This is a genomic window from Paraburkholderia sp. MPAMCS5 (genome assembly GCF_036016995.1).
Classification (GTDB): Bacteria; Pseudomonadota; Gammaproteobacteria; order Burkholderiales; family Burkholderiaceae; genus Paraburkholderia.
This window is the reverse complement of sequence record NZ_JAYXBK010000011.1, coordinates 70234-96397: the sequence shown is the minus strand read 5'-3', so window position 1 is coordinate 96397 and position 26164 is coordinate 70234. Positions and strand designations below refer to the sequence as shown.

General features: G+C 63.9%; 27 protein-coding genes. 22 read left to right on the top strand and 5 right to left on the bottom strand.

Annotated elements, in window-relative coordinates:
- Positions 1-213: 213 nt before the first annotated feature.
- The 7 genes from VOM14_RS22660 to VOM14_RS22630 all read left to right on the top strand — a co-directional run bounded on the left by VOM14_RS22660 (position 214) and on the right by VOM14_RS22630 (position 6196).
- Positions 214-687: a DUF2244 domain-containing protein gene (locus tag VOM14_RS22660; protein WP_327630986.1), complete on the top strand. Its 474-nt coding sequence runs from the start codon at positions 214-216 to the stop codon at positions 685-687.
- Positions 688-761: 74 nt separating this feature from the next.
- A complete protein-coding gene (coxB, locus tag VOM14_RS22655; protein ID WP_327630985.1) occupies positions 762-2381 on the top strand; it encodes a cytochrome c oxidase subunit II in 1620 nt (539 codons plus the stop codon).
- A 43-nt stretch (positions 2382-2424) separates the two neighbouring features.
- Positions 2425-4038, top strand: a complete 1614-nt coding sequence (gene ctaD, locus VOM14_RS22650; RefSeq protein WP_327630984.1) for a cytochrome c oxidase subunit I — start codon at positions 2425-2427, stop codon at positions 4036-4038.
- Positions 4039-4168: 130 nt separating this feature from the next.
- Positions 4169-4303, top strand: coding sequence for a cytochrome oxidase small assembly protein (locus VOM14_RS22645; protein WP_327630983.1), 135 nt, complete (start codon positions 4169-4171; stop codon positions 4301-4303).
- A gap of 43 nt (positions 4304-4346) precedes the next feature.
- A complete protein-coding gene (locus VOM14_RS22640; RefSeq protein ID WP_327630982.1) occupies positions 4347-4961 on the top strand; it encodes a cytochrome c oxidase assembly protein in 615 nt (204 codons plus the stop codon).
- Between the two features lie 31 nt (positions 4962-4992).
- Complete coding sequence (locus tag VOM14_RS22635) at positions 4993-5202, top strand: DUF2970 domain-containing protein (protein WP_327630981.1); 210 nt, start codon at positions 4993-4995, stop codon at positions 5200-5202.
- Positions 5203-5338: 136 nt separating this feature from the next.
- Positions 5339-6196 (top strand): cytochrome c oxidase subunit 3, encoded by an 858-nt coding sequence (locus tag VOM14_RS22630; RefSeq protein ID WP_327630980.1) that lies wholly within the window; start codon positions 5339-5341, stop codon positions 6194-6196.
- Between the two features lie 162 nt (positions 6197-6358).
- On the opposite strand, the gene VOM14_RS22625 is transcribed toward VOM14_RS22630, so the two are convergent.
- Positions 6359-6568 carry a twin transmembrane helix small protein gene (locus VOM14_RS22625; protein WP_121316432.1) on the bottom strand — a complete coding sequence of 70 codons (210 nt, stop codon included), beginning with the start codon at positions 6566-6568 and terminating at the stop codon, positions 6359-6361.
- A gap of 111 nt (positions 6569-6679) precedes the next feature.
- Between VOM14_RS22625 and VOM14_RS22620 the strand changes: the two genes are divergently transcribed.
- The 5 genes from VOM14_RS22620 (at position 6680) to VOM14_RS22600 (ending at position 10814) form a co-directional block, all read left to right on the top strand.
- Positions 6680-7396, top strand: coding sequence for an SURF1 family protein (locus tag VOM14_RS22620; protein WP_327630979.1), 717 nt, complete (start codon positions 6680-6682; stop codon positions 7394-7396).
- Between the two features lie 67 nt (positions 7397-7463).
- A complete protein-coding gene (locus VOM14_RS22615) occupies positions 7464-8147 on the top strand; it encodes an SCO family protein (protein WP_327630978.1) in 684 nt (227 codons plus the stop codon).
- Positions 8148-8170: 23 nt separating this feature from the next.
- Positions 8171-9280, top strand: a complete 1110-nt coding sequence (locus VOM14_RS22610) for a COX15/CtaA family protein (protein ID WP_327630977.1) — start codon at positions 8171-8173, stop codon at positions 9278-9280.
- A 6-nt stretch (positions 9281-9286) separates the two neighbouring features.
- The gene (gene cyoE / locus VOM14_RS22605) at positions 9287-10192 is read left to right on the top strand and encodes a heme o synthase (RefSeq protein WP_327630976.1); all 906 of its coding nucleotides are present in this window, start codon (positions 9287-9289) and stop codon (positions 10190-10192) included.
- A gap of 4 nt (positions 10193-10196) precedes the next feature.
- Positions 10197-10814 carry an SCO family protein gene (locus VOM14_RS22600; protein WP_327630975.1) on the top strand — a complete coding sequence of 206 codons (618 nt, stop codon included), beginning with the start codon at positions 10197-10199 and terminating at the stop codon, positions 10812-10814.
- Positions 10815-10832: 18 nt separating this feature from the next.
- Here the strand turns inward: VOM14_RS22600 and VOM14_RS22595 are convergent, their stop codons facing one another.
- Positions 10833-11123 carry a YciI family protein gene (locus tag VOM14_RS22595; protein ID WP_327630974.1) on the bottom strand — a complete coding sequence of 97 codons (291 nt, stop codon included), beginning with the start codon at positions 11121-11123 and terminating at the stop codon, positions 10833-10835.
- Positions 11124-11409: 286 nt separating this feature from the next.
- On the opposite strand from VOM14_RS22595, the gene VOM14_RS22590 reads away from it, so the two are divergent.
- Complete coding sequence (locus VOM14_RS22590; protein ID WP_327630973.1) at positions 11410-12222, top strand: MetQ/NlpA family ABC transporter substrate-binding protein; 813 nt, start codon at positions 11410-11412, stop codon at positions 12220-12222.
- 6 nt (positions 12223-12228) lie between these two features.
- Here the strand turns inward: VOM14_RS22590 and VOM14_RS22585 are convergent, their stop codons facing one another.
- Entirely contained in the window at positions 12229-13155 is a 927-nt protein-coding gene (locus VOM14_RS22585; RefSeq protein WP_327630972.1) for a bifunctional helix-turn-helix transcriptional regulator/GNAT family N-acetyltransferase, read from the bottom strand.
- A 368-nt stretch (positions 13156-13523) separates the two neighbouring features.
- Here VOM14_RS22585 and VOM14_RS22580 point away from each other — a divergent pair, with 368 nt between their 5' ends.
- The 5 genes from VOM14_RS22580 (at position 13524) to nagE (ending at position 20916) form a co-directional block, all read left to right on the top strand.
- The gene (locus VOM14_RS22580) at positions 13524-14258 is read left to right on the top strand and encodes a GntR family transcriptional regulator (protein WP_327630971.1); all 735 of its coding nucleotides are present in this window, start codon (positions 13524-13526) and stop codon (positions 14256-14258) included.
- Between the two features lie 88 nt (positions 14259-14346).
- Positions 14347-15450 carry an N-acetylglucosamine-6-phosphate deacetylase gene (gene nagA, locus VOM14_RS22575; protein ID WP_327630970.1) on the top strand — a complete coding sequence of 368 codons (1104 nt, stop codon included), beginning with the start codon at positions 14347-14349 and terminating at the stop codon, positions 15448-15450.
- Complete coding sequence (locus VOM14_RS22570) at positions 15443-16450, top strand: SIS domain-containing protein (RefSeq protein ID WP_327631079.1); 1008 nt, start codon at positions 15443-15445, stop codon at positions 16448-16450. Before nagA ends, VOM14_RS22570 begins: the two co-directional genes overlap by 8 nt.
- Positions 16451-16488: 38 nt before the next feature.
- Positions 16489-19053, top strand: a complete 2565-nt coding sequence (gene ptsP, locus VOM14_RS22565) for a phosphoenolpyruvate--protein phosphotransferase (protein ID WP_327630969.1) — start codon at positions 16489-16491, stop codon at positions 19051-19053.
- A 72-nt stretch (positions 19054-19125) separates the two neighbouring features.
- Positions 19126-20916 carry an N-acetylglucosamine-specific PTS transporter subunit IIBC gene (gene nagE / locus VOM14_RS22560; protein WP_327630968.1) on the top strand — a complete coding sequence of 597 codons (1791 nt, stop codon included), beginning with the start codon at positions 19126-19128 and terminating at the stop codon, positions 20914-20916.
- Between the two features lie 229 nt (positions 20917-21145).
- On the opposite strand, the gene rpoH is transcribed toward nagE, so the two are convergent.
- Complete coding sequence (gene rpoH / locus VOM14_RS22555) at positions 21146-22081, bottom strand: RNA polymerase sigma factor RpoH (RefSeq protein WP_327630967.1); 936 nt, start codon at positions 22079-22081, stop codon at positions 21146-21148.
- A 362-nt stretch (positions 22082-22443) separates the two neighbouring features.
- Between rpoH and VOM14_RS22550 the strand changes: the two genes are divergently transcribed.
- Both VOM14_RS22550 and VOM14_RS22545 read left to right on the top strand, forming a co-directional pair.
- On the top strand, positions 22444-23007 hold the full coding sequence (locus VOM14_RS22550; RefSeq protein WP_327631078.1) for an acyloxyacyl hydrolase: 564 nt from the start codon (positions 22444-22446) through the stop codon (positions 23005-23007).
- A 43-nt stretch (positions 23008-23050) separates the two neighbouring features.
- On the top strand, positions 23051-23434 hold the full coding sequence (locus VOM14_RS22545; RefSeq protein ID WP_327630966.1) for a nuclear transport factor 2 family protein: 384 nt from the start codon (positions 23051-23053) through the stop codon (positions 23432-23434).
- 63 nt (positions 23435-23497) lie between these two features.
- Here the strand turns inward: VOM14_RS22545 and ybiB are convergent, their stop codons facing one another.
- Positions 23498-24469 (bottom strand): DNA-binding protein YbiB, encoded by a 972-nt coding sequence (gene ybiB / locus VOM14_RS22540; protein ID WP_327630965.1) that lies wholly within the window; start codon positions 24467-24469, stop codon positions 23498-23500.
- A gap of 226 nt (positions 24470-24695) precedes the next feature.
- Between ybiB and VOM14_RS22535 the strand changes: the two genes are divergently transcribed.
- Positions 24696-25394 carry a fumarylacetoacetate hydrolase family protein gene (locus VOM14_RS22535; protein ID WP_327630964.1) on the top strand — a complete coding sequence of 233 codons (699 nt, stop codon included), beginning with the start codon at positions 24696-24698 and terminating at the stop codon, positions 25392-25394.
- A 24-nt stretch (positions 25395-25418) separates the two neighbouring features.
- Complete coding sequence (maiA, locus tag VOM14_RS22530; RefSeq protein WP_327630963.1) at positions 25419-26063, top strand: maleylacetoacetate isomerase; 645 nt, start codon at positions 25419-25421, stop codon at positions 26061-26063.
- The last annotated feature ends 101 nt before the right edge of the window (positions 26064-26164 follow it).

Here is a 26164-nt window from a genome sequence, read left to right as displayed (position 1 = left end):
CACGTGCAAAAGGTGCGGCAAAACGGCGCAGAGGCTTGTCGCGCCTGGCTTGTGGGGCAACCGGCCCTTGCTTGTGGATGCTATGGATCGCGCCTATAATGCGTCAGTTTGTCGCCTGGAGTTCCCACATTTGGGGCGGCAGGCCCGAGGCACAGGGCTGCAAGATGAAGTGGCGCGGTGGCGACCCGTGGTGCCAACGGGCAGGAGGCAGCGATGGAAGCATCAGATCTGCTCGCGGATTCACAGCCGGTCCTCAAAGACTGGACGATGAAGCGCAACTGTTCCATATCGCCACGGCAGTTCGTTTGTTTCTACGTGTCGCTTGCGTTGTTCTCGTTGGCAATTGCTTTCATGCTGGTTCTGGTCGGCGCCTGGCTGGTGTTGCCGTTTACCGGTATCGAGTTGCTGGCGGTGGGCGTCGCGTTTGCCATATATGCGCGTCATGCTGTGGATTACGAGCGCATCCGGTTGTTTTCGAACCGGCTCGTGATCGAGCAGGTCAGCGCCGAGCAGGTCACGCAGTTCGAGTTCAATCCGCGCTGGGTGCGGATCGAGGCTGGCGCAACACCGCGCGAGCAGATCAGGCTGATCTCGCGCGGCGAGACGATCCTGATCGGGCAGCATCTCGCGCAGCACCGGCGCGCGCAGTTTGCCGGCGAATTGCGTATGTGGCTCGCGCGTTGTTAGACGTGTCGGGGCGCGCGGCGTTCACGGGGAGCGCGGAACAGCCTGCCAGCGGGTCAGCGGGGTCGAGGGTTTGAATGGAAATTTTGGGTAAGGAAGCTATGAAAACAATCAAGCGAGCGCTCATGGGCGTGCTGGCGATGAGCGGACTGCTTTTCGCCGGTGCCGCCCTGGCAGTGGGCGATGTTCCGGGCGGCCCCGCCGTCAACGAGATCAATCTCCAGCCGCCTGCGACAAAAATCGCTGAGGAGCTTTACAGCCTCCACACGTTCATGCTGATTCTGTGCACGGTGATTTTTGTCGGCGTGTTCGCAGTGATGTTCTATTCGATCTTTGCGCACCGCAAATCGAAAGGGCACAAGGCTTCGAATTTCCACGAAAGCACCACCGTCGAAATCATCTGGACGATCGTGCCGTTCATCATCGTCGTGTTGATGGCGCTGCCCGCCACCAAGACGGTCGTCGCAATGAAGGACACGACCAACGCCGACGTCACCATCAAGGTCACGGGCTACCAGTGGAAGTGGGGCTACGACTACGTGAAGGGTCCGGGCGAGGGCATCAGCTTCCTGTCCACGCTGGCAACGCCGCGTGCGGAAACCGACGGCCGTCAGCCGATTACCACCACCTACCTGCAGGAAGTCGACAATCCGCTCGTCGTGCCGGTCGGCAAGAAAATCCGCATCATCACCACCGCGAACGACGTGGTCCACTCCTGGTACGTGCCGGCTTTCGGCGTGAAGCAGGACGCGATTCCCGGTTTCGTGCGCGATACGTGGTTCAAGGCTGAAAAGGTCGGCACGTTCCGCGGCTTCTGTACCGAACTCTGCGGCAAGGAACACGCGTTCATGCCGGTCGTGGTCGAAGTACTCTCCACCGACGACTACGCGAAGTGGGTCGACGCGCAGAAGAAGAAAATGGCCGCTGGCCAGGACGATCCGAACAAGACCTACACCATGGCCGAGCTGATGGAACGCGGCGGCAAGGTGTACGCGGCGAACTGCGCAGTCTGCCACCAGCCCACGGGCAAGGGCGCGGGCGCGTTCCCGGCGCTCGACGGCAGCAAGATTGCCAACGGCGCGATCGCCGAGCACGTCAGCCTCGTGCTGAAGGGCAAGAACGCAATGCCTTCATGGGCGCCCACGCTCAACGACGTCGAAATCGCTTCGGTGATCACGTTCGAACGTAACTCGTGGGGCAACCACACGGGCGACATTCTCCAGCCGAAGCAGGTCGCGGACGCCCGTAACGGCAAACTGCCGGAAGGCGGCAATCATTTGACCGACGCAGGCGCGGCGGCGAGCGGCGCAGCGGCGGCTTCGGAAGCATCGGGCGCGCAGGCAGCGGCGCCGGGCTCTGGCAGCGCGGCGGCATCGCAAGCCGCCCTGCCGGCCAGCGTCTACTTCGAAACCGGCAAGAGCACGCTGCCGGCCGACGCGAAAGCGGCGGTCGAGGCGGCCTCGGCCTACGCGAAGGCGCACCCGGACGCGAAATTCACGCTGTCGGGCTTCACCGACGCCACCGGCTCCGCCGACACCAACGCCAAACTCGCCAAGAGCCGCGCAGAAGCGGTGCGCGACGCGTTGAAGGCAGCTGGCATCGCCGAAGACCACATTATTTTGAAGAAGCCGGAAACGATCACGGGCGGCAGCGACGCGAAAGAAGCCCGGCGTGTTCAGATCAGCCCGGCTGCCTGACGTGTCATGGTCAGCACCGCAGTATTCGCATTAGGAGATTGTCATGTCTAGCATCGGACACGATGTAGTCGCGGGCCACGAGCACGTGCACGGCGACCATGCCCACGAAACGCCGCACGGCTGGCGTCGTTGGCTGTTCGCAACCAACCACAAGGACATCGGTACGCTGTACCTGATCTTCTCGTTCACCATGTTCCTCTCCGGGGGCGTGATGGCGCTGATGATCCGTGCCGAGCTGTTCGAGCCGGGTCTGCAGATCATGCGCCCCGAGTTCTTCAACCAGTTGACCACCATGCACGGCCTGATCATGGTGTTCGGCGCGATCATGCCGGCGTTCGTCGGCTTCGCGAACTGGATGGTGCCGCTGCAGATCGGCGCATCGGACATGGCTTTTGCCCGCATGAACAACTTCAGCTTCTGGCTCCTGCCGGTGGCGGCTGTTCTGCTGGTCGGTTCGTTCTTCGCACCCGGTGGCGCGACCGCCGCGGGCTGGACGCTCTATGCGCCGCTGTCCACGCAGATGGGCCCGGGCATGGACTTCGCGATTTTCGCGGTCCACCTGATGGGCGCTTCGTCGATCATGGGCGGCATCAACATCGTCGTGACGATTTTGAACATGCGCGCGCCGGGCCTTACGCTCATGAAGATGCCGATGTTCGTCTGGACCTGGCTGATCACCGCGTATCTGCTGATCGCCGTGATGCCGGTTCTGGCAGGCGCGATCACCATGGTGCTGTTCGACCGTCACTTCGGCACGTCGTTCTTCAACGCGGCAGGCGGCGGCGACCCGGTCATGTACCAGCATATCTTCTGGTTCTTCGGGCACCCCGAGGTGTACATCATGATCTTGCCGGCGTTCGGGATCGTGTCGCAGGTGATCCCGGCGTTCTCGCGCAAGCCGCTGTTCGGCTATAGCTCGATGGTGTACGCAACGTCGTCGATCGCGATCCTGTCGTTCATGGTCTGGGCGCACCACATGTTCGCAACCGGCATGCCGGTGACGGGCCAGTTGTTCTTCATGTACGCGACCATGCTGATCGCCGTGCCGACCGGCGTGAAGGTGTTCAACTGGGTCGCCACGATGTGGCGCGGTTCGCTCTCCTTCGAAACGCCGATGCTGTTCGCGGTGGGCTTCCTGATCGTGTTCACGTTCGGCGGCCTGTCGGGTCTGATGCTCGCCATGGCGCCGCTCGACATCCAGTATCACGGCACTTACTTCGTGGTGGCGCACTTCCATTACGTGCTGGTGGCGGGTTCGCTGTTCGCGCTCTTCTCCGGCTGGTACTACTGGTCGCCGAAGTGGACGGGTTGGATGTACAACGAAACGCGCGGCAAGATTCACTTCTGGGCGTCGCTGTTCTTCTTCAACCTCGCGTTCCTGCCCATGCACTTCGTGGGCCTCGCAGGCATGCCGCGTCGCTACGCCGACTACCCGGCACAGTTCACCGACTGGAATCAGGTGATCTCGATCGGCGCCTTCGGTTTCGGTCTGGCGCAGGTCTACTTCCTGTTCGCAGTGGCGCTGCCCGCATACCGCGGCGGCGGCGAGCACGTGAAGGCAGACGACAAGCCGTGGGACGGCGCAACGGGCCTCGAATGGACCGTGCCGAGCCCGGCTCCGTTCCACACGTTCGAAAACCCGCCGACTGTCGAATAATCGTCGTTCGGCGAGGTGGCCGGTTCCGGTGGCGACATGAACTGTCGTCGCCGGGCCGGAAGTCGCAGTGTCAAGGTCTGTGACAACGCAGTACTGCGAAGGCCGTAACAAGGTATTCAGAAACTCGAGCATGACGCGCAATCCACACGAAAGACGTACACCGGAGCAGATTCGCGCGGGCAACAGGCGGATTGGTCTCGTTCTGTTCATCATCGCGGCGGCTTTTTTTGCGAGCGCCATCATCAGTCAGGGTTGGTTCTCGTGATGCTGCGGGTCGATTCTGGTTTGCAGGTTTGTTGAGGATTGAGATGTCGACGCAGCAGCCGGCTCAGGCCGATCGCTCTTTTAACCGTTCGATGCTGATCAAGCTGTTCATCGTCGCGTTGATGATGTTCGGCTTCGGTTTTGCGCTGGTGCCCATGTACCGCGCAATGTGCCAGATCACCGGCATCAACAACCTCGTGCAGCGTGACGCCACGGCGCGCGAGGCGAAGAATACGCAGGTCGACATGAGTCGCACGATTTCCATCGAATTCGATGCGAACGCGCGCGGCCCGTTGGGTTTCAAGCCGGAACAGCGCAGTCTGGACGTGCATCCGGGTGAAGTAACGACGGTGATGTACGACGTGAGCAACGAACAGGCGCGCACGATTCAGGCGCAAGCCATTCCGAGCTACGCGCCCAAGCAGGCAACCGAGTACTTCAAGAAGATCGAATGCTTTTGCTTCACGCAGCAGACGTTGACCGCGAATCAGACGAAGCGGATGCCGGTGGTGTTCGTCGTCGATCCGAAGTTGCCGAAGGACGTGAAAACCATCACGTTGTCGTACACGTTCTTCGAGTTGAACACGCCGGCAACGGCGAAGGTCGGAAGCGTGGCGCTCCCGGCCGAGACGGCGGCAAACGCTGCCAACCCCGCCTGACGACGAAGGTCGCGGCGAAGGAAGACAACACATGAGCGATAACAGCGGCGGCTCGCGCAAAAGCAGTTTCGGCCAGTCGATGCGGGCGGTGTTCTGGTCGTTCTTCGGCGTGCGCAAGCGGCGCGATCTGGAAGCCGACGCCACGCAGCTCAACCCGCTGCATGTGATTATCGCGGCGCTGATCGGTGCGGCCATTTTTATCGGCGTGCTGATCCTGGTGGTACGCGCAGTGGTGGGCTGAGGCGCAGACTTAGGCGCACATGAAGTATCGGGCGAAGCAACGCCCACGAATTAGAGTGAAGCGGTGCGGTATAGACGCGCCGTCGAAGATACAGCCGGAGATTCCGGAACAACTGGACTGAAGTGGAGAATCAAGAATGAGCGGTCAAAACGAGAGCCCGTACTATTTCGTACCGCATCCGTCGCGGCATCCGATTAGCGCCGCCGTTGGGTTGCTGGTCATGCTCGGATCGCTGGCGGCCTGGATCAACGAACAACCGCTCGCGCCGATCGGCGTTGCAGTCGGCCTGTTGTGGCTGCTCTTTACGTTGTGGCACTGGTTCGGCGACGCGATTGCCGAATCCGAAGGCGGCATGTACGGCAAGAACGTCGACAAGTCTTATCGCTGGAGCATGAGCTGGTTCATCTTCTCCGAAGTCATGTTCTTCGGCGCATTCTTCGGCGCGCTGTTCTACGCGCGTGAAATCGCGCTGCATCAGCTTGGCAGCCTCGACTACAAGCTGATCTGGCCGGATTTCTCGGCGGTGTGGCCGAACAACGGTCCCGCGTCGCTCGTATCGACCTTCAAGTCGATGCAGCCGTGGCCGGTGCCGACCATCAACACGGCGTTGCTGCTGTCGTCGGGCGCCACGCTGACGGTGTCGCACCACGCGCTGCGTGAAGATCATCGCAAGAAGGCAATTGCGTGGCTGGCGGCAACGCTCGTGCTGGGCGTCTGCTTCCTGTTCCTGCAGGGCTTCGAATATTTCCACGCGTACAACGAACTGAATCTGACGCTGTCGTCGGGCGTGTACGGTTCCACGTTCTTCCTGCTGACCGGCTTCCACGGTTTCCACGTGTTCCTCGGCGGCACGATGCTGGCAGTGGTGCTGGTGCGCATGATTCGCGGCCACTTCACGGCGGAACATCACTTCGCGTTCGAAGGCGCGGCCTGGTACTGGCACTTCGTGGACGTGGTCTGGCTCGGACTGTACGTCGTCGTGTACTGGCTGTAAGGCTGTTGAGCCTGCGCCCGCCTGTTATTCGGTCAGGGCGCGGGAGAGCGTGCAACGTTTTGTGGAACGCGGCGCGCAAGCAATACGCAGGATTGATGCAGCGCCGCCCTCGACCCTGTCAGGGCGGCGTTTTGTTTAGGGCGGCGGTGATTGCCGTCAGGCTTAGCGCCCGTACGGAATGCCGGTCGACTGAATCCAGCCCATCCAGTGTGCGAACAGGATGAAGAGGAACAGCGAGATCGAAAGCCCGACGCGCGTGGCGAGCGACCAGACCATCCGCTTGGTTTTGCCCTTGTCATGCATCATGAAGTACAACGCCGACACCATGCTGGCGATGATCAGAGCGAAGGCAATGGGAACGAGAATGTGCATGGAACCTGCTGAAACGGAAAAGCGCAGAGGCAAGACAGTTATTATCTCACCGCGCGCCGGGCTTTGCCCTACGTTCCCTGCCGCGCCGAGACCAGGAATGGAGTGCCGTCGATGAAATTCCGGCTCCTTCCCGCGCTGTTGATCCTGTTCGTCGTCGTGGTGACCGTGCGGCTCGGTTTCTGGCAGCGCGACCGCGCGCATCAGAAGGAAGCGCTCGAGGCGCGCATCACGCAGTTCGAAAATGCGCCCGCGCAGCCCGTCAACGGCGCACCGGTGGCGTTGAAGGACATCGAATTTCATCGCGTGAAGGCGCGCGGCACCTTTGTCGCCGACAAGGTGGTGTATCTCGATAATCGTCCGTATAACGATCAGCCGGGCTTTTATGTCGTGATGCCTTTTAAACTCGCGGACGGTGGTTACGTGCTGGTCAATCGCGGCTGGTTGCCGCGCAATATGAACAATCGCGAGACGATCGCGCCGTACGTCACGCCGCAAGGTGAAGTCGAGATCGAAGGCATTGCGCGCGCGGATGCGTCGCGCGCCTACGAGCTTGGGCAGGGCGGTTCGGCCGCGCATCAGTCGATCCGCCAGAATGTGGATGTTGGCGCGTACGCCGCCGAAACCGGACTGCCGTTGCAATCGTTCGTGATCCAGCAATTGAACGACGACGGCGACAAACTCGTGCGCGACTGGCCGGCTCCCACCAGTGGCGTGGAACGCAACTACGGCTACATGTTCCAGTGGTGGGGCATGGCGGTGGCGGCGCTCGCCTTCGGGCTGTACGCCGCGCGCCGCGCCGCCAGAAAAGAGCACGCAGCCGGCGTGTAGTGCAGCGCGCGTTGCCCGATTCGGCATGAGTCGGGCGAGCCGCACAATCATTGAAAGAGGTCATGTAGTGTCGACGCAATCTCCCCGTTCGCCGCAAACCGGCAAACCCGCCGCAGGCCAACCCGCCGTTGCGAAACCGAAACCGACGCCCGGCCAACCCAACGGGCAGGGCTCGTGGAAGCGTGGCCGCTGGATCTTGCTGCTGGTGGCGATCGTCTGCGGCGCGCCGATCGCCATCTCGTATTTCATGTACTACGTGGTCAAGCCGGCGGGCGGCACCACGAGCTACGGCGCGCTCATCGAGCCACAACGGCCGATTCCGGAGTCGCTCGTCGTGACCGGCGAAGACGGCAAGCCGGTCAAGCTCGCCTCGTTGCGCGGCCACTGGCTGCTGATTTCGGTCGACAACAGTGCGTGCGACAAAGCGTGCGCGACCAAGCTCTACTTCATGCGGCAAATCCGCGCAGCGCAGGGCCCGGAGCGCGAGCGCGTCGTCGAAGTGTGGCTGCGCACGGATGCAGGCAACGTCGCGGACGTGATACAAAAGGCCTACGCCGACACGGACATGCTGGTCGCCGATCCGGCGCAGGTGTCGGCCTGGCTGCCGGCCGATGCCGGCGCCAAAGTGACCGACCACATCTACATGGTCGATCCGAACGGCAATCTGATGATGCGTTTTCCGAAAGATCCGAACCCGAGCAAGATCAAGGGCGACGTGACCAAGCTGCTGAAGTGGTCGCGCATCGGCTGACGCCGCAACGTGGGTAAGAGAAGATGTTCGTACTGCAATTGGGCCTGATCGGCTTGTGTATCGCGTTGTTGCCGCTGTCGTATGTGTGGGTCAAGGCCGACGACAACAAATTCCGCAAGCTCGTGTGGCTGACCACCTTCCTCACGCTCGATCTGGTGATGTTCGGCGGCTTCACGCGCCTCACCGATTCCGGGCTGGGCTGTCCCGACTGGCCGGGTTGCTACGGCACGTCGTCGCCGTTTATCGCGCACGCGGCCATTACGGCCGCGCACCAGTTGATGCCGACTGGCCCCGTCAGCATGACGAAGGCGTGGATCGAAATGATCCACCGTTATTTCGCGATGGCGATCGGCGTGCTGATCATCGCGCAGACGGTCATTGCGTGGACGGCGCGTATCAAGCGGCGGCCGCTGCATGTGTCGCCGTGGTGGCCGACCTCGCTGCTGTTGCTGATCCTCGTGCAAGGCGCGTTCGGCGCCTGGACCGTCACGCTGAAACTGCAACCGGTCATCGTAACAACGCACCTGCTGCTCGGTCTTGCGCTGCTCGGCACGCTCGGCTGGCTGGCCGCGCGGCAGACGCCGCTGCCCGCGTTCGAGCCCGAAGCCGCGCGCTGGCGCGCCGCGGCGCTGGCGGGCCTCGTGCTGCTGATCGCGCAGATCGCGTTGGGCGGCTGGGTCAGCACCAACTACGCGGTGCTGGCGTGCACGGATTTCCCCACCTGCAACGGCCAATGGCTTCCGCCGATGGATTTCGCCCACGGCTTCCATCTGTGGCGCGCGCTCGGCATGACGGGTGACGGCGACGTAATCACGCAGGACGCGCTGGTAGCGATTCACTGGACGCATCGCACCTTCGCATTCGCGGTCATCGCCTACCTCGTGTGGTTCGCGCTGAAGATGCGGCGCTTCGAGTCGCTGCGCCGCCCGGCGAACGGTGTGCTGCTCGTGGTGCTGATCCAGTTCGTCACGGGACTGTCGAACATTGTTTTGCAATGGCCCCTGCCCATTGCGGTAGCGCATAACGGCGGCGCGGCGATCCTGCTGCTTCTGCTCGTTATGTTAAACTTTCGGATCGCTTATAGCCGTCCCGGCCGCGCCGTGTTGCCCGCGCGCGATGCCGCGCCAGCGTGACCCCACATGGACAGCACAACTCTCTCCCAAACGCCCGGCAGCCGGATGTCCCAGTACATCGCTCTGACCAAGCCGCGCGTCACGCAACTCGCCGTGTTCTGCGCCGTCATCGGCATGTTTCTGTCCACGCCCGGCATGGTGCCGTGGACAGTTCTGATCGGCGGCACCGTCGGCATCTGGCTGTTGGCCGGCGCGGCGTTTGCAATCAATTGCCTCGTCGAACAGAAGATCGACGCGAAAATGCGTCGCACGTCATGGCGTCCGTCGGCGCGTGGCGAAATTACCACCGCGCAAATTCTGCTGTTCTCGGCCGTGCTCGGCGGCCTCGGCATGTGGACGCTCTACACGTTCGCCAACCCGCTAACCATGTGGCTCACGCTCGCCACGTTCGTCGGCTATGCGGTGATCTATACGTTGCTGCTGAAGCCGGCCACGCCGCAGAACATCGTGATCGGCGGCGCGTCGGGCGCCATGCCGCCGGCGCTCGGCTGGGCCGCGGTCACCGGTCACGTGCCGGGCGACGCGTGGATTCTCGTCCTGATCATCTTCGTGTGGACGCCGCCGCATTTCTGGGCGCTCGCGCTGTATCGCCGCAAAGATTATGAAAACGCCGGCCTGCCGATGCTGCCGAACACGCACGGCGAAAAGTACACGCGGCTGCATATCCTGCTCTACACGGTGATTCTGTTCGCCGTCACGCTGATGCCGTTCGTCTCCGGCATGAGCGGCGTGGTATATCTCGCTGCGGCTGTCCTGCTCGGCGCTGTGTTTCTCGCATATGCGTGGAAAATCTACCGCGAGTACTCGGACGATCTGGCGCGTCGAACCTTCCGTTATTCGATCGTCTATCTGTCGCTGCTGTTTGCCGCGCTGCTGGTCGACCACTATGTGCGCGTCGTGATCGGCGCGTAATACCATGCTCAATACCCGCTTCGCGCGCGCGGCGCGTGCCGCTGTGATTGCCTGCGCGCTCGGTGGCGCGTTGCTCGTGGCTGGCTGCGGCAAAGAGCCGCCTGCATTCCAGAACCTCGACATTACCGGCAATACGCAATTCGGCAGCAATTTCTCGTTGCCCGATACGTCCGGAAAAATCCGCACACTGGCGGATTACAAAGGCAAGGTCGTGGTGCTGTTCTTCGGCTATACGCATTGCCCGGACGTTTGCCCGACGACCATGGCCGAACTGTCGCAAGCGTTGCAGCAACTCGGTCCGGACGACGCGAAGCGCGTGCAGGTACTGTTCGTCACCGTCGATCCCGATCGCGACACGGCCCCGCTGCTCGCGCAATACGTGCCCGCCTTCAATCCGACGTTCCTCGGCTTGCGTCCCGCAGACGAGGCGCAGTTGAAGAAGGTCACGAAAGATTTCCGCGTCTACTATGCGAAAGTGCCGGGCAAGACGCCCGACAGCTACACGATGGACCACACCGCGGCGAGCTATGTGTTCGACACCGACGGCAAGCTGCGCCTCTTCGCACGCGACGGCCAGGGCGCCGCGCCGTGGGTCCACGACATCAAGCTGCTGCTCGACTGACGCGGCAACTCCGCGCGCTCAAACCGGTATTGGCAGATTCAACCCCGGCGCGAGCCGCGTGGTCTTGAACTCAGTGATCTCGTAACGCGCGAGCTTCTGCACGGCGAACGGGTCGCTCGCGAGAATGTGATCCAGCTTATCGCGCTCGATGCGCACCGCCAAAATGATGCCGCCGTCGCGCGGCACTTTCGGGCCGGCCGCGACAAACACGCCTGCTTCGAATTGCTTCGCGATAAATGCGCGATGCGCGTCGAGCGCGTCGTCGATGCGGTCGAGCGAAGCGGTGTAAATCAGGTTGATGACATACATAGGCATCCTCAGGCAATTGAACGAACCGCGGCACGCGCGGCAAGGTTTCAAATTATCGGCTACGGCGCGGGGTTTTGGCGGCAGCCTGCCAATGGAAATCGTCGGCTCGCCGCGCGCATATCTATATGCCATCGCGGTATTTCCCATCTTGCGAAGCGTATGAGACCATTTGCAGTCCAGCCGGCGGCGGCCCGTCGTCAGCCGTTTATCCACGGTTATTAGCGGTCGCGGCCGGCTATCACCCGAATCCACCCGAATGGATTCGATTAGAAACAGCGAGAATCACATGCAGCGCAGAAATATCCTCAAAGCCTTCTCAGCAGTGATCGCCGGCGCGGCGATCGTCACCAGTTTCGGCGCCCATGCGGACGACAAAGTCATCAAGGTCGGCACCATCGGCGGCCCGGATGCGCAAATCTGGGAAGTCGTCACGAAGGTGGCGAAGCGTGAAGGCCTGAACGTGAAGGTCGTCGAATTCAACGATTATGTGCAGCCGAACGCCGCGCTCGACGCAGGCGATCTCGACGCGAACAGCTTCCAGCATCAGCCGTATCTCGACAGCCAGATCAAGCAGCGCGGCTACAAGATCGTGAACGCGGGTCTGACCTACATTTCGCCGCTCGGGATCTACTCGAAGAAGCTGAAGTCGCTGAAAGATCTGCAACAAGGCGCGAAGGTCGCGGTGCCGAACGATCCGTCGAACGAAAACCGCGCGCTGCTGCTTCTGCAAGCGCAAGGCGTGATCAAGCTGAAGGCCGGCGCGGGCACGAACGGCAATAACGCGACGGCGCTCGACGTCGCTGAGAATCCGAAGAAGATCAAGCTGCTCGAACTCGACGCCGCGCAATTGCCGCGCACGCTGGCCGACGTCGATGCCGCCGCGATCAACACCAATTTCGCGATTGCCGCCGGCCTCCAGCCGACTAAAGACGCGATCGCGCTCGAAGACCTTCACAGCCCATATGCGAACCTGATCGCCGTGCGCACGCAGGACAAGGACAAGCCGTGGGTGAAGAAGCTGGTTGCCGCGTATCAGTCGGAAGATGTGCGCCAGTTCATCAAGACGCAGTTCAAGGGTTCGGTGGTGCCGTCGTTCTAAGGCGGATTACAGGCCGAGTTCCCATCGCTCGATCGTCAGCATCTTGCCGAAGCGGCGCTCCTGCGCCGCGCTGACAAGCTCGAAACCGGCGCGCTTGCACAGGCGCCGTGATTCTTCCAGCGTGCTGGCAGTGGTCAGCGTCAGCTTGGTATAACCGGCGCGACGCGCGAAGCGCGTCGCTTCGTTCATCAACCGTGTGCCGATGCCAAGACGCTGCACATCGGGTTCGACCCACAACAGCCGCACGCCGGCCACCGTCGCCGACACCGCGACAATGCACACCGCGCCGACCGTGATGCCGTTCTGATCGGCGACCACGCACATTTCCCGCACCGTGTCGTTGCGCTGCGTGTGGTCCGCGACGACGCGCGCCAGCAGTCCCTCAAACGATTGATCCCAGCCATATTGCGCCGCGAACCATTGCGCCTGCCGCTGCACGAGCCAACCGCGTTCGCCGGGCCGCGGCGCACGCAGCTCGACCGTCTCCGATGGCGGCTTCTCGCCGAGTAATCGCTCGACGAGCTTCATCGACGCGATCAGTTGTTCTTGGGAGCTGGTGCTGAGGCCGTCGAGCAGCTCCAGCACTTCCTGACTGGCCGCGGCATCGAGCGGCGCGTAGGCTGCGTGGCCATTGTCCGTGATCGCGATAAGCGACTGGCGCGCGTCCGTCTCCGACGGCCGCCGCGTGATCAGATCGTGGCGCTCGAAATTGGTGAGCAGGCGGCTCAGATAGCCGCTGTCGATCCCCAGCGTGCGGCCGAGCGCGGACGCAGTTTGAGCGCTGCCGCGCGAGAGTTCGCGCAGCACGCGCACTTCCGTCAACGAGAACGTGCTGTTAATCAGGTGCTCGTGCAGAGCGCCGATCAGCCGGGTATAAAAGCGATTGAAATGGCGGACTGCCTGGGCTCGCCGGAGCGCCTCGGAATCGGTCAAGTGCTGCTCTCCGGATAAAGAGGAATCGTACGCACCACTATATTGGAACGCGCCCCTATTAACAAAGGCGCGCGTTTGGCGCTGCGAGTCATTGAGATTCGAGATATACGAATACCGGCTTTTGCGGGCCCGATCTTCTGGTCCGTAATTGGGACGCAAGCCCATCCCAATTGTCTCAAATACGGGTAATTCCTGGGTATCGAAAAGGCGCCTGAAAAAGTGCCAAACAGGCCTGTCGGCCTTGTGTCGCAAGCCTTTCCGCCAATCGATACCAAGATAGAACCAGTTCGTTGACTGGTATTATGTTGGTTATATAATGGGCTCTCATTTTCGCAGGCCGATTATTCGCGACGGCCGCCCGGAGCGCCATGGAAACTCGCTGGTCCGCACTAATGCCTGACGCCCGCAACGTCACGCCGCTGTACTTGCAGCTCGCACGCAATCTTGCGACCGCGATCCATTGCGGCGTGTGGTCGGCGGGCGAGGCGCTGCCTTCGGAGCGCACGCTTTCGGATGCCATCGGCGTGTCGCGCATCACCGCGCGCAAGGCGATCGAGTTGCTGGTCGAGCAAGGACTGATCCGGCGCGCGCGGGGCGCGGGCAGCTTCATTACGCCGCGCGTCGAAGACCCGCTGTCGCGGCTCACCGGCTTCACGAAGAAGATGCAGCAGCGCGGCTTTCGCCCCGACTCGGTGTGGCTCGAGCGCGATATCCGCGCCGCCAATCGCGACGAGCTGGTGCACCTTGGGCTGTCTCCGGGCGCGATGGTGGCGAGCCTGCGCCGCTTGCGCCGCGCCGACGGCATCGTGATGGCGGTCGAGCATTCGGCGCTGCCGGCGGTGATCGTTCACGACCCGCATGCCATCGGCGTGTCGCTTTACAGCTATCTGGAACAACGCGGCGCGGCTGTCGTGCGCGCCTTGCAGCACTTTCGCGCCGTCAACGCTTCGAGCGAGATCGCTTCACTCATGGACATCGAACCGCGCTCGGCATTGCTGGTCATTACGCGTATCGGCTATAGCGCCGACCAGCGCGCAATCGAGTTGACCGACACCTATTGCCGCGACGACTACTACGACTTCGTTGCTGAATTGCGGACCTGAGCGCCGCATCCGAGCGGGCCGTATCCGCACGCGGCGCCGTCGAGCGCAATTCAGCCACGCCCTGTATCACGCCTTGCAAGAGAGAACCATGCTGACCGGAAACATACTCACCACCGACGGGTGGATTCACGGCACGCTCGAATACGAAAACGGCCGCATCACGGCGCTCGCCGGCGAGCGCGTCGATCCCGCGACGAACGACGCCCCGTACATCCTGCCGGGCTTCATCGATCTGCACGTGCATGGCGGCGGCGGCGCCGACGTGATGGAAGCCGGCGACGCGATCGAGACGATCACCCGCACGCATGCGCGCTACGGCACTACGAGCCTGCTCGCCACCACCATGACCGCGCCGCGCGACGAACTGATGAGCGTGGTCGCCGGTCTCGGCGACGTCGCGCGCGTGCGCACGGCGGGCTGCTCGCGCGTGCTCGGCGTGCATCTGGAGGGGCCGTACATCAACCCCGGCAAGCTCGGCGCGCAGCCCGACGCAGCCGTCTCCGCCGTCATGGACGAAGTGCTGAAGTACCTGTCCATCGCGCCGATTCGCGTGGTCACGCTCGCGCCGGAAATCGCCGGGCACATGGACATCATCTCGGAGATGGCGGCGCGCGGCGTGCGCGTGCAGCTCGGCCATTCGCTCGGCACTTACGACGACGCCGTCGCCGCGCTCAAGCACGGCGCCTGCGGCTTCACGCACCTGTTCAACGCGATGTCGCCGCTGCATCACCGCAATCCGGGGCTCGTCGGCGCCGCGCTCGCGCACGCCGAGTTCGCCGAGATCATTCCCGACCTGCTGCACGTCCATCCCGGCGCGATCCGCGCCGCCTTGCGCGCGATTCCGCGCCTCTACGTGGTGACGGACAGCACGTCGGCAACCGGCATGCCCGACGGCGAATACCGTCTCGGCAGCCAGCATGTGACGAAGTGTCTCGGCGGCGTGCGTCTCGCCGACGGCACACTCGCGGGCAGCACGCTGACCATGGATCAGGCGCTGCGCAATCTTGTCTCGATCGGTCTGCCGATCGCCGATGTATCCAACCGTTTGTCGCGCTACGCCGCCGACTACCTCGGCATCGAAGACCGCGGCCGCATCGCGCGCGGCGCGTGGGCCGATGTCGTCGTGTTCGATCGTGAACTGGCGTTGAGCGCGACCTACGTCGAAGGAGAAGCAATTGTCGAATATGCTTAAAGAGGCGCTTGCGTCCGCCGAAACGGTCGCCGCGCAACTCACGGACACCTCGCGCGTCGCGGCCCTGGCGGCGCGGCTCGCGCAGCATCCGCGCCACGTCGCGCTGACGGTCGCGCGCGGCAGTTCCGACCACGCCGCGAGTTACTTCGCATCCCTGATCATGAGCCGGCTCGGCGTGCCCGTCGCCTCGTTGCCGATGTCCGTCGCCACGCTGCAGCAGGCGCCGCTGCAAGTGCGCGATCAGCTCGCGCTCGCGTTCTCGCAATCGGGCAAGAGCCCCGATCTGGTCGGCACGATGCAAGCGCTGCGCGAAGCCGGCGCGTTGACGGTCGCCGCGGTGAATGCGCCGGCCTCGCCGCTCGCCGACGCGTGCGAGTGGCATCTGCCGCTCGTCGCCGGCCCGGAACTGAGCGTCGCGGCCACCAAGAGCTATATCGCGATGCTGTCGATTTCCGCGCAACTGGTCGCCCACTGGCAGGGCGACGCCGCGCTGCTCGGCGCGCTGAACACGCTGCCCGACGCGCTGCAAGGCGCGGGCAAGCTGGACTGGTCGAAGGCCGTCGAGGAACTGCGCGACGTCGAACGCATGATCGTGATCGGACGCGGTCTCGGTCTCGCCATCGCGCAGGAAGCGGCGCTCAAGCTCAAGGAAACCTCCGGCATTCAGGCCGAAGCGTTTTCGAGCGCGGAAGTGCGCCACGGTCCGATGGAACTGATCGATCGCGACTATCCGCTGCTCGTGTTCGCGCCGCGCGGGCCGGAGCAGGCGGGTCTGCTGCAACTCGCGCGCGACATGCGGGCGCGCGGCGCGCGCGTGCTGCTGGCGGCGCCGTCCGACGTGCCCGAGGCGACGCTGCCGCTGGCCACCACCGCTCATGCGGCGCTCGATCCGATCGGCGCCATCCTGTCCTTTTACGTGATGGCCGCGGGCCTTGCGGCCGCGCGCGGGCGCAATCCCGACGCGCCGCGCCATCTCAACAAAGTCACCGAAACTCACTGACGAGAAATCAGATGCGACGTGTCGAGGAGTCCCGTTTAATGAGCCATTCCGAAGGCCATATTGTTTTGCTCGCGCCGATGACCGGTCCGGTCGTGCCGCTCGCCAACGTACCCGACCCGGTGTTTTCGGGCGGCATGTTCGGCGACGGCATCGGCATCGATCCGCTCGAGGGGCGACTCGTCGCGCCGTGCGACGGAATCGTCACGCATCTCGCGCGCACAGGTCATGCCGTGACGCTGGCGACCGCGGAAGGCGCTGAAATTCTGCTGCATATCGGCATCGACACGGTCGAGCTGAACGGCAAGGGTTTTGCGCCGATGGTCGAGCAGGGCGCGCAGGTGCGTGCCGGCGACGTGCTCATCGAGTTCGACCAGGATCAGGTGGCGTTGAATGCGCCGAGCCTCGTCTCGGTGATCGCAATTGCGAATTCGGACGCGTTCGAGATTGTCGAGCGCGCTCAGGAAGGCGTGCTGAAGGCGGGCGAAACCCCGCTGTTGTTGCTGCGTCCGCGCGAGGGCGCCGTGGCTGCGGCATCGCGTCAGGTGAGCGCGACGAGCGTGACCGACGAGGCGCGCGCGCAAATCTCATTGGCTCACGCGGGCGGGCTGCATGCGCGGCCGGCCGCGCGCGCTCGCGAAGCGGCGCGCGCTTTCGACGCGCGCGTCGAGGTGCGTTACGAAGGGCGCAAGGCGGCGATCGAAAGTGTGGTCGGTCTGCTGGCGCTCGGCGCGGGTCAGGGCGCGACCGTCGAACTGCTCGGCGTGGGCCCGCAAGCTCAGGCCGCGGTCGATGCGGTCGCTCATGAATTGACGCGTGAGGCGCACGGCGAAGTCGAAGAGAAGCCCGCGCGCCAAAGCTCGCCCGCGCCGCAAACGGTCGCGCTCGCGGCGGGCGAAGCTCTCGCGCCGAACACGCTCGCGGGTGTGTGCGCGGCGCCCGGCGTCGCGATCGGCAAGCTCGTGCGCTGGGACGACGCGGACATCGATCCGCCGGAACAGGCGAGCGGCACGTCGGCGGCGGAAAGCCGCTTGCTCGACAAGGCGATTGCGAGCGTCGACGCCGATCTCGGCACGACGGTGCGCGACGCGTCGCAGCGCGGAGCGGTCGGCGAGGCGGGCATCTTCGCGGTGCATCGCGTGTTGCTCGAAGACCCGACGTTGCTCGACGCCGCGCGCGATCTGATCAGTCTCGGCAAGAGCGCGGGCTTCGCGTGGCGCGAAGCGATCCGCGCGCAAACCGGCATCCTGGCCAATATCGAAGACTCACTGCTCGCCGAGCGGGCCGCCGATCTGCGCGACATCGACAAGCGCGTGCTGCGCGCGCTCGGCTACACGAACGCCGCCGCGCGCACGCTGCCGGACGAAGCCGTGCTCGCCGCGGAGGAATTCACGCCGTCCGATCTGTCGGCGCTGGATCGCTCGCGTGTCACGGCGCTCGTCATGGCGCGCGGCGGCGCGACCTCGCACGCGGCGATTCTCGCGCGCCAGGCGGGCATTCCCGCGCTGGTGGCAGTCGGCGACGCGTTGCATGCGATTCCCGAGGGCACGCAAGTGGTGGTGAACGCGAGCACTGGCCGCCTCGAATTTGCCCCGACCGAACTCGACGTGGAGCGCGCGCGCCTGGAGCGCAAGCGTCTCGCGGGCGTGCGAGAAGCGAACCGCCGCACGTCGCAGCAAGCGGCGCTCACCGCCGATGGCCGCGCGATCGAAGTGGCCGCGAATATCGCCACGCTCGACGACGCGAAAACGGCCGTCGAAAACGGTGCGGATTCCGTGGGCCTCCTGCGCACCGAATTGCTGTTCATTCACCGCGCTGCTGCGCCGACCACGGACGAGCATCGGCAGAGCTATCAGGGCATTGTCGACGCGTTGAGCGGCCGCACCGCGATCATTCGCACGCTCGACGTCGGCGCGGACAAGGAAGTCGATTACCTCACGCTGCCGCCGGAGCCGAATCCCGCGCTTGGCTTGCGCGGCATTCGCCTCGCGCAGGTGCGCCCCGATCTGCTCGACGACCAGCTGCGCGGCCTGCTTGCGGTGAAGCCGTTCGGCGCCGTGCGCATTCTGCTGCCAATGGTGACCGACGTCGGCGAACTGATCCGCATCCGCAAGCGTATCGACGAATTCGCGCGTGAATTGGGCCGCACGGAGCCGATTGAAGTCGGCGTGATGATCGAGGTGCCGTCGGCGGCGCTGCTCGCCGATCAACTGTCGCAACACGCGGATTTTCTGTCGATCGGCACCAACGACCTGACGCAATACACGCTCGCCATGGACCGCTGCCAGGCCGATCTGGCGGCGCAAGCCGACGGTTTGCATCCGGCTGTGCTGCGCCTTGTCGCGGCGACCGTGCAGGGCGCGAACCGGCACGGCAAATGGGTCGGCGTGTGCGGCGCACTGGCGGGCGATCCGCTCGCGGTGCCGCTTCTCGTCGGTCTCGGCGTGACCGAGCTGTCGGTGGACCCGGTGTCGGTGCCGGGCATCAAGGCGCGAGTGCGCAACCTCGATTATCAACTGTGCCGCCAACGCGCCCAGGATGCGCTGGCGCTCGAATCGGCGCAGGCGGTAAGAGCAGCAAGCCGCGAAACCTGGCCGCTGGACTGAACCCGGCACGGTTCGCCACGCAGGATAACTCGACGACATTCGTCGACAACGAGACAAGGATTGGAGATATCAATGGATGGAAATCCGTTTCTGAAGATTCAGCGCCTGGGACGCGCGCTGATGCTGCCTATCGCGGTGCTGCCGGTTGCCGGCCTGCTGCTGCGGCTCGGTCAACCCGACGTGTTCAACATCAAGATGATCGCCGACGCCGGCGGCGCGATTTTCGACAACCTGCCGCTGCTTTTCGCGATCGGCGTGGCGGTCGGTTTCGCGAAGGACAACAACGGCGTCGCGGGTCTCGCGGGCGCGATCGGTTATCTGATCGAAGTCGCGGTGATGAAGGACATCAACGACAAGCTCAACATGGGCGTGCTGTCGGGGATCGTGGCGGGGATCGTCGCGGGCTTGCTGTACAACCGGTACAAGGACATCAAGCTGCCGGACTACCTGGCGTTCTTCGGTGGGAAGCGCTTCGTGCCGATTGTCACGGGCGTGGTGTGTCTCGCGCTCGGCATCGTGTTCGGCTACGCGTGGCAGCCGGTGCAGAGCGTGATCGACACGGCCGGGCACTGGCTGACCACGGCGGGCGCGCTCGGCGCGTTCGTGTTCGGCGTGCTGAACCGGCTGCTGCTGGTCACGGGTCTGCATCACATCCTCAACTCGCTGTCGTGGTTCGTGTTCGGCACCTTCACGCCGCCGGGCGGCGCGGCGGTGACGGGCGACCTGCATCGCTTCTTCGCCGGCGACCCGACGGCCGGAACGTTCATGACGGGCTTCTTCCCGGTCATGATGTTCGGCCTGCCGGCCGCGTGTCTGGCCATGTTTCACGAAGCGCCGAAGGAGCGTCGCGCGGTGGTCGGCGGGCTGCTGTTCTCCATGGCGCTCACGTCGTTCCTGACGGGCGTCACCGAGCCGATCGAGTTCAGCTTCATGTTCCTCGCGCCCGTGCTGTACGTGATCCATGCGCTGCTGACGGGGCTGTCGCTCGCCATCTGCTCGGCGCTCGGCATTCACATCGGCTTCACGTTCTCCGCAGGCGCAATCGACTACGTGCTGAACTACGGCTTGTCGACCAAAGGCTGGTGGGCGATTCCGCTCGGCCTCGTGTACGCGGTGGTCTATTACGGCCTGTTCCGCTTCTTCATCCGCCAATTCAATATGGCGACGCCGGGCCGCGAACCGGCCACGGCCGACGAGCAGGTGGATTCGTTCAGCGCCGGCGGCTTCGTTTCGCCCGTTGCGGGCGCAGCGGTGCCGCGCGCGCAGCGTTACATCGCGGCGCTGGGTGGCGCGTCGAATCTCTCGGTGGTGGATGCGTGCACGACGCGTCTGCGTCTATCCGTCGTGGATGCGAACAAGGTCTCCGAAAACGAACTGAAGACGATCGGCGCGCGCGGCGTGCTCAAGCGGGGCGCGACCAATGTGCAGGTGATCATCGGGCCTGAAGCGGACATCATCGCCGATGAAATTCGCACGGTCATCGGGCAAGCGGGCGGTGATGCGGGAGCGGCTTCTCCTGCCGCTGCGGCTGCGGCCCCGGCCGTGGTTGCGGCGAGCGCGGCAGGCGCGGCAGGCGCGGCAGGCGCGGCCAAGGGTCCGCTCGATCCGGAACCGTTGCACTGGCTCGCAGTGTTCGGCGGCGCGGGCAATGTGGTGTCGCTCGACGCGATCGCGGCAACGCGTCTGCGTGTCGTCGTGCGCGATCCGTCGGCGGTGGATCGGCAGCGTCTTGCCACGCTCGATACGGCGTGGGTCTCGGCGGACACGTTCCATGTCGTCGTGGGCGATGCGGCGCGGCGTTACGCCGAAACGCTGGCGACGCGCATGCCGGCGAGCGGCGGGGCGACGCCGCTGCCCGCGTGACGGTTTGTCAGCGTGAACGTGGCGACGAAGCCGCTCTGGCGCTTCATCGCCGCGCTCGATGCGGTAATGCTCGCGTTTAGTCGAGCTACCGCGAAAATGCCGCAAAAATGCGGCTGCATCGCGCAAAAATGCACGCGTAAAAAAGCCCTGCCGTCTGACGAGGGCAGGGCTTTGCGACTGACGTCACGTGCGGCGTCCTAACCGCCTGCTAGGGCGCGTGTCTGACTTCTTACGCGTACTCGGTCAGTGCGCCGCGCATTTTCTTCATCGCGCTTGCTTCGATCTGGCGAATCCGCTCGGCCGACACGCCGAACTCGTCGGCCAGTTCGTGCAGCGTGGAGCCGCCCGAACCGTCGTCTTCCACCTTCAACCAGCGCGCTTCGATAATGCGGCGGCTGCGCGCGTCCAGTGAATCAAGCGCCGTCGCAATACCGTCGCTTTGCAGCTTGTCGCGTTGACGCGAAGCCAGCACGGCGGTCGGCTCGCTGTGCGAGTCGGCGAGATACGCGATGGGCGCGTACGACTCTTCGCCGTCTTCAACCTGACCTTCCAGCGCGATGTCGCCGCCGGACAGGCGCGTTTCCATTTCGGCCACTTCTTCGCGCTTGACGTTCAACTCCTTGGCGAGACCTTCGATCTCGTCCGGCGTGAAGGCGCCCAAGCCCTGCTTGTGGCTGCGCAGATTGAAGAACAGCTTGCGCTGCGCCTTGGTCGTGGCGACCTTCACCATGCGCCAGTTGCGCAGAATGTATTCGTGAATCTCAGCCTTGATCCAGTGCATGGCGTACGACACGAGACGCACGTTCTGCTCGGGGTCGAACCGCTTCACGGCCTTCATCAGGCCGATATTGCCTTCCTGAATCAGGTCGGCGTGCGGCAGCCCGTAACCCAGATAGTTACGAGCGATCGAGACGACCAGCCGCAGGTGCGACAGCACGAGGCGGCGTGCAGCCTCGAGGTTGTCGTGCTCGCGGAATTCTGTGGCGAACTGGCGTTCTTCTGCCGGCGTCAGCATCGGAATCCGATTTACGGCCTGGATGTAGGCGTCGATATTGCCCAGTTGCCCGGGCAGCAGGGAGGAATGCGAGAGCGCCAGTGCACCTGCCGGAGCGGCCTTAGCCGACGACGGGCTCAGAGTACTCGGAAGGGTCAATGCATGGCTCACGTGTAAAACTCCTTTGGAATCAGGCAAAAGCGTGTTCAGGTAACGACTCCAGCGTTGGATGTTAGCACTCTCATTTCCCGAGTGCTAATACTTAGAGCCCGTAGGGCCATCCAAGTTCCGAAAATTCCTATTGAAATTCGACATTCAATAGCCATGATACGCCGCTTTGGGCGTGCATGTGCGAGCCGTCGAACTTACCGGATGGTCGCGTATTCGGCGTGACATTCGACCGTTTTCGGGTGTTTTGACGTGATTAATTGCAAAAAAACAAGTTTCTTAATACGATCCGCCGAACGAGGATTGTCGATAGAATACGCAAAGCTGTAACAGATTGTTCAACCTTCGCTGAGTTCAGGTGCCCGATGAACAAGAAAAAAAACGCTGTGCGTGGTCTGGCTCTCAAAACTCTGTGCGCGGCGGTGCTGTTCAGTGGCTCAGGCCTCGTCGCGGCGGATCAGTTCGGCGTGCAGGTCGCGGGCGCAATCGGCGACCACCATATCAAACAGCTGGATCTCGGCCTCGTGTGGGACCCGAATCTCACGTGGTGGCAGATCGGCGACTGGCATTTCGCGCTGATCGGCGAAGCCCACGTCGGCTGGTGGCATACCACCGAAGGGAATGTGCACGAGAACATCGGCGAAATCGGTGTGACGCCTATCATTCGCTTCATTAACGGCGCGGGGTCGATCCGGCCCTTCGCCGAAGTGGGCGCAGGTGTCCGCCTGCTGTCGAGCCCGCGAATTTCTTCGACCCTCACCTTGTCCACCGCGATCCAGTTCGCCGAGCTGGCCGGCGTGGGCGTGCAGTTCGGCGGCCACCAGCAGTACCTGGCAGGCTACCGCTTCCAGCATGTTTCGAATGGCGGTATCAAAGAGCCGAATCCTGGTATAAATTTCCACCAGCTATATCTGCAATATAACTTCTGACGACCGTGGCCACGTCCGGCTCACCGGTGCAAGGGGCTGAGCAATGGCGGCAAAGACAATCGAGGCGATTCGCGGGCTGGAGCGGGAGCGCTTCCGCGCGATGGTCGAGGGCGACGGGCAATCGCTCGACACGCTGCTCGCGGACAACGTGAGCTATGTGCACACGAACGGCAAGCGCGAGACGAAGCGGCAGTTCATCGACGGCATCACGGCCGGGCGGCGTCGCTACCGGCAGATCGAAGTGCAATCGCAAGAGGTGTTGCCGGTGGGCCGGGAGACCTGCGTCGTGACCGGCCGCGCGCTGATCGAGATGGAAGCGAACAATGGCGCGCTGCTGTTTCCGATCGCCTACACCGCGATCCACACGCAGGAAGACGGGCAGTGGCGTCTAATCGCGTGGCAGGCCACGCGCTGCGCGATCGAGTGAGGCGCTGCCGGTTCGGGTCCGCTCGCGCGGGCCGCGCCTAATCCTCCTTCATTGCACTACGCACTACGCCGCGATTCTCGCGACGTCGACGATCAACTCCACCTGCCGCTCGATCGCGCTCGGCACCGGCGCCTCGCCGCGCAGCACGGCGCCGATCCAGGCCGCGGTGGTTGCTGCGTCGCGCGCTTCGGGCAGCTCGACCTCGGGCGCGTCGCGCGACGAGCGCTCATGCGGCACGCGCGTTTCGCAGATGCCGTCGTGCAGCCAGTCGACCTGCACCTGCCGCCGCGTATCGGCGACCGCTTCGCCTTCCGTGCCGCGCGCCAGCAGCGCGCCGCCGGCCGCCGCGTCCGGATGCGTGTTGAACAGTTGCGTGAGACTCTCGCGATACGGCGGGTGCGTGTAGTTGACGAGGCGCAGTCCCGCAGGCGCAAACGGCTGAAGAATCTTGACGAGCGTGTGCGTCGAATTGCGCACCCCCATGCGCTTGCGCAGCGAGAGCAGATGCGCGAGTTTCGGCGCGAGCACCTCGATCGGCGCAAAGGCTAGACGATGCTCGGCGAGGCCGTCTTCGATATCGTCGTGCGCGCCGGCGTGCGGAATGCGCAGATGCGTGAAAATTTCAGCGCTCGTCACGCGGCCCGGATCTTCGGTGATGCCGTGTACGAGGACCGGCACACCCTGGCGCGCGAGCAGCAGCGCGAGCAGCGGCACGAGATTCGGCTGCTTGCGCGCGCCGTTGTAGCTCGGTATCGATACCGGCTGGAATTCGCCGGTCGGCAGGTGCACCGGCTCAAACGACGCATGCGCGCCCGCCAGCATCGCGGCGAGTTCGTCGGCGGTTTCGCCTTTCACGCGGTAAGCCAGCATGATCGCGCCGAGTTCCAGTTCGCCGACGCGGCCGTCGAGCATGGCGGTGTAGAGCGCGCGGGTGTCGTCGGCGGTGAGCGCGCGGGCGCCGTTCGGCCCGCGTCCGATTTCCTTGATGAAACGGGCGCAGGGAAAGGGGGCGGCGGTGTCGGCGGAGTCTGTCATGAGGGTAAGGTGGACGTGCTGGCGTGCCGCTCGCGAGCGGGCCGCCACAGTATTCAAGGGACGCTGTCTGGTGTGAGTATCGCATCTATAGCCGCGCGGCGAGACATTGCGGGCGGCGCGCGGCTGTCGCGGGCGCATGCCGGACTGGCGCGCGCCGCCCGGTGCCGCGCGTTACACTCGCCTTTTATCGCCGCCTTGCGGCTCATATCAAAAAACGGAGAACGGGATGAGTTACGTATTTGCACCCGCGCCAGTGGTCGCGGTGCCGGTTGTGGGGTCCAGCGAGCAGTTCCCGGTGCGCCGCATTTACTGTGTCGGCCGCAATTACGAGGCGCATGCCCGCGAGATGGGACACGATCCCGACCGCGAGCCGCCGTTTTTCTTCGGCAAGCCGGCCGATGCCGTGCTGTACGTCGCGCCGGGCGAGACGGGCGAATTTCCGTATCCGTCGCTGTCGAAAAACGTCCACTTCGAGATGGAACTCGTGGCGGCGATCGGCAAAGGCGGCAGGAACATCCCGGCGGAAAGCGCGCTCGATCACGTCTACGGCTACGCGCTCGGTCTCGACATGACGCGCCGCGATCTTCAGGCCGAGGCGAAGAAGCTGGGGCGTCCATGGGACACCGCGAAGGGCTTCGACCGCTCGGCGCCGCTCGGCCCGGTTCATCCGGTTTCGACGGTCGGCCACATCGGCAAGGGCGCGATCTGGCTTTCCGTGAACGGCGAAGAGAAGCAACGTTCGGACGTGTCGCAGCTCATCTGGTCGATTGGCGAAACCATTGCGTATCTCTCGACGCTGTTCGAATTGCAACCCGGCGATCTGATTTTCACCGGCACGCCGGAAGGTGTCGGCGCAGTGGTTCCCGGCGATCTGATGAAAGGCGGCGTGGACGGTCTCGGCGAGCTGAGCGTGCGCGTCGTCTGACGCGGTTTCGGAGGAGACAACGACATGAAGCTCTACAGCTATTTCCGCAGCTCGGCGTCGTATCGCGTGCGTATTGCGCTGAATCTGAAGAATCTGCCCTACGAGTATGTGCCCGTGCATCTCGTGCGCGACGGCGGCGAACAGTTGCGGCCGGAGTACCGCAAGGTCAACCTGGACGGCATCGTTCCCACGTTGATCGACGGCCACGAGACGGTGCCGCAGTCGCTGGCGATCATGGAGTATCTGGAGGAAACCCACCCGGAGCCTCCGCTGCTGCCGAAGTCACCCGCCGACCGCGCGTTTGTGCGCGCGGTGGCGTTGCAGGTGGCGTGCGAGATTCATCCGCTGAACAACCTGCGCGTGCTCAAGTATCTGAAGCACACGCTGCGCGTGGACGACGATGCAAAAGATGCCTGGTATCGGCATTGGGTCGAGGCGGGATTTGCGACGCTCGAGGCGCATCTCGCGGCCGACGCGCGCACCGGCAAGCTGTGTTTCGGCGACACGCCCACGCTCGCCGACGCCTGCCTGATTCCGCAGGTGTTCAATGCGCAGCGCTTCAAGATTGATACCGCGAAGTTTCCGACCATTCAGCGCATCCACGATTACGCGATGCAACTCGATGCATTCGCGCGCGCGGCGCCGGGCGTGCAGCCGGACGCCGAATGATCCAGTGAGGTTGAAGACAAAAAGGGCACTCCGCGGAGTGCCCTTTTTCATGCAGCGGCCGTATGAGAACCCACGCGGGCGGCGGTGCCTGCGCGCGATTG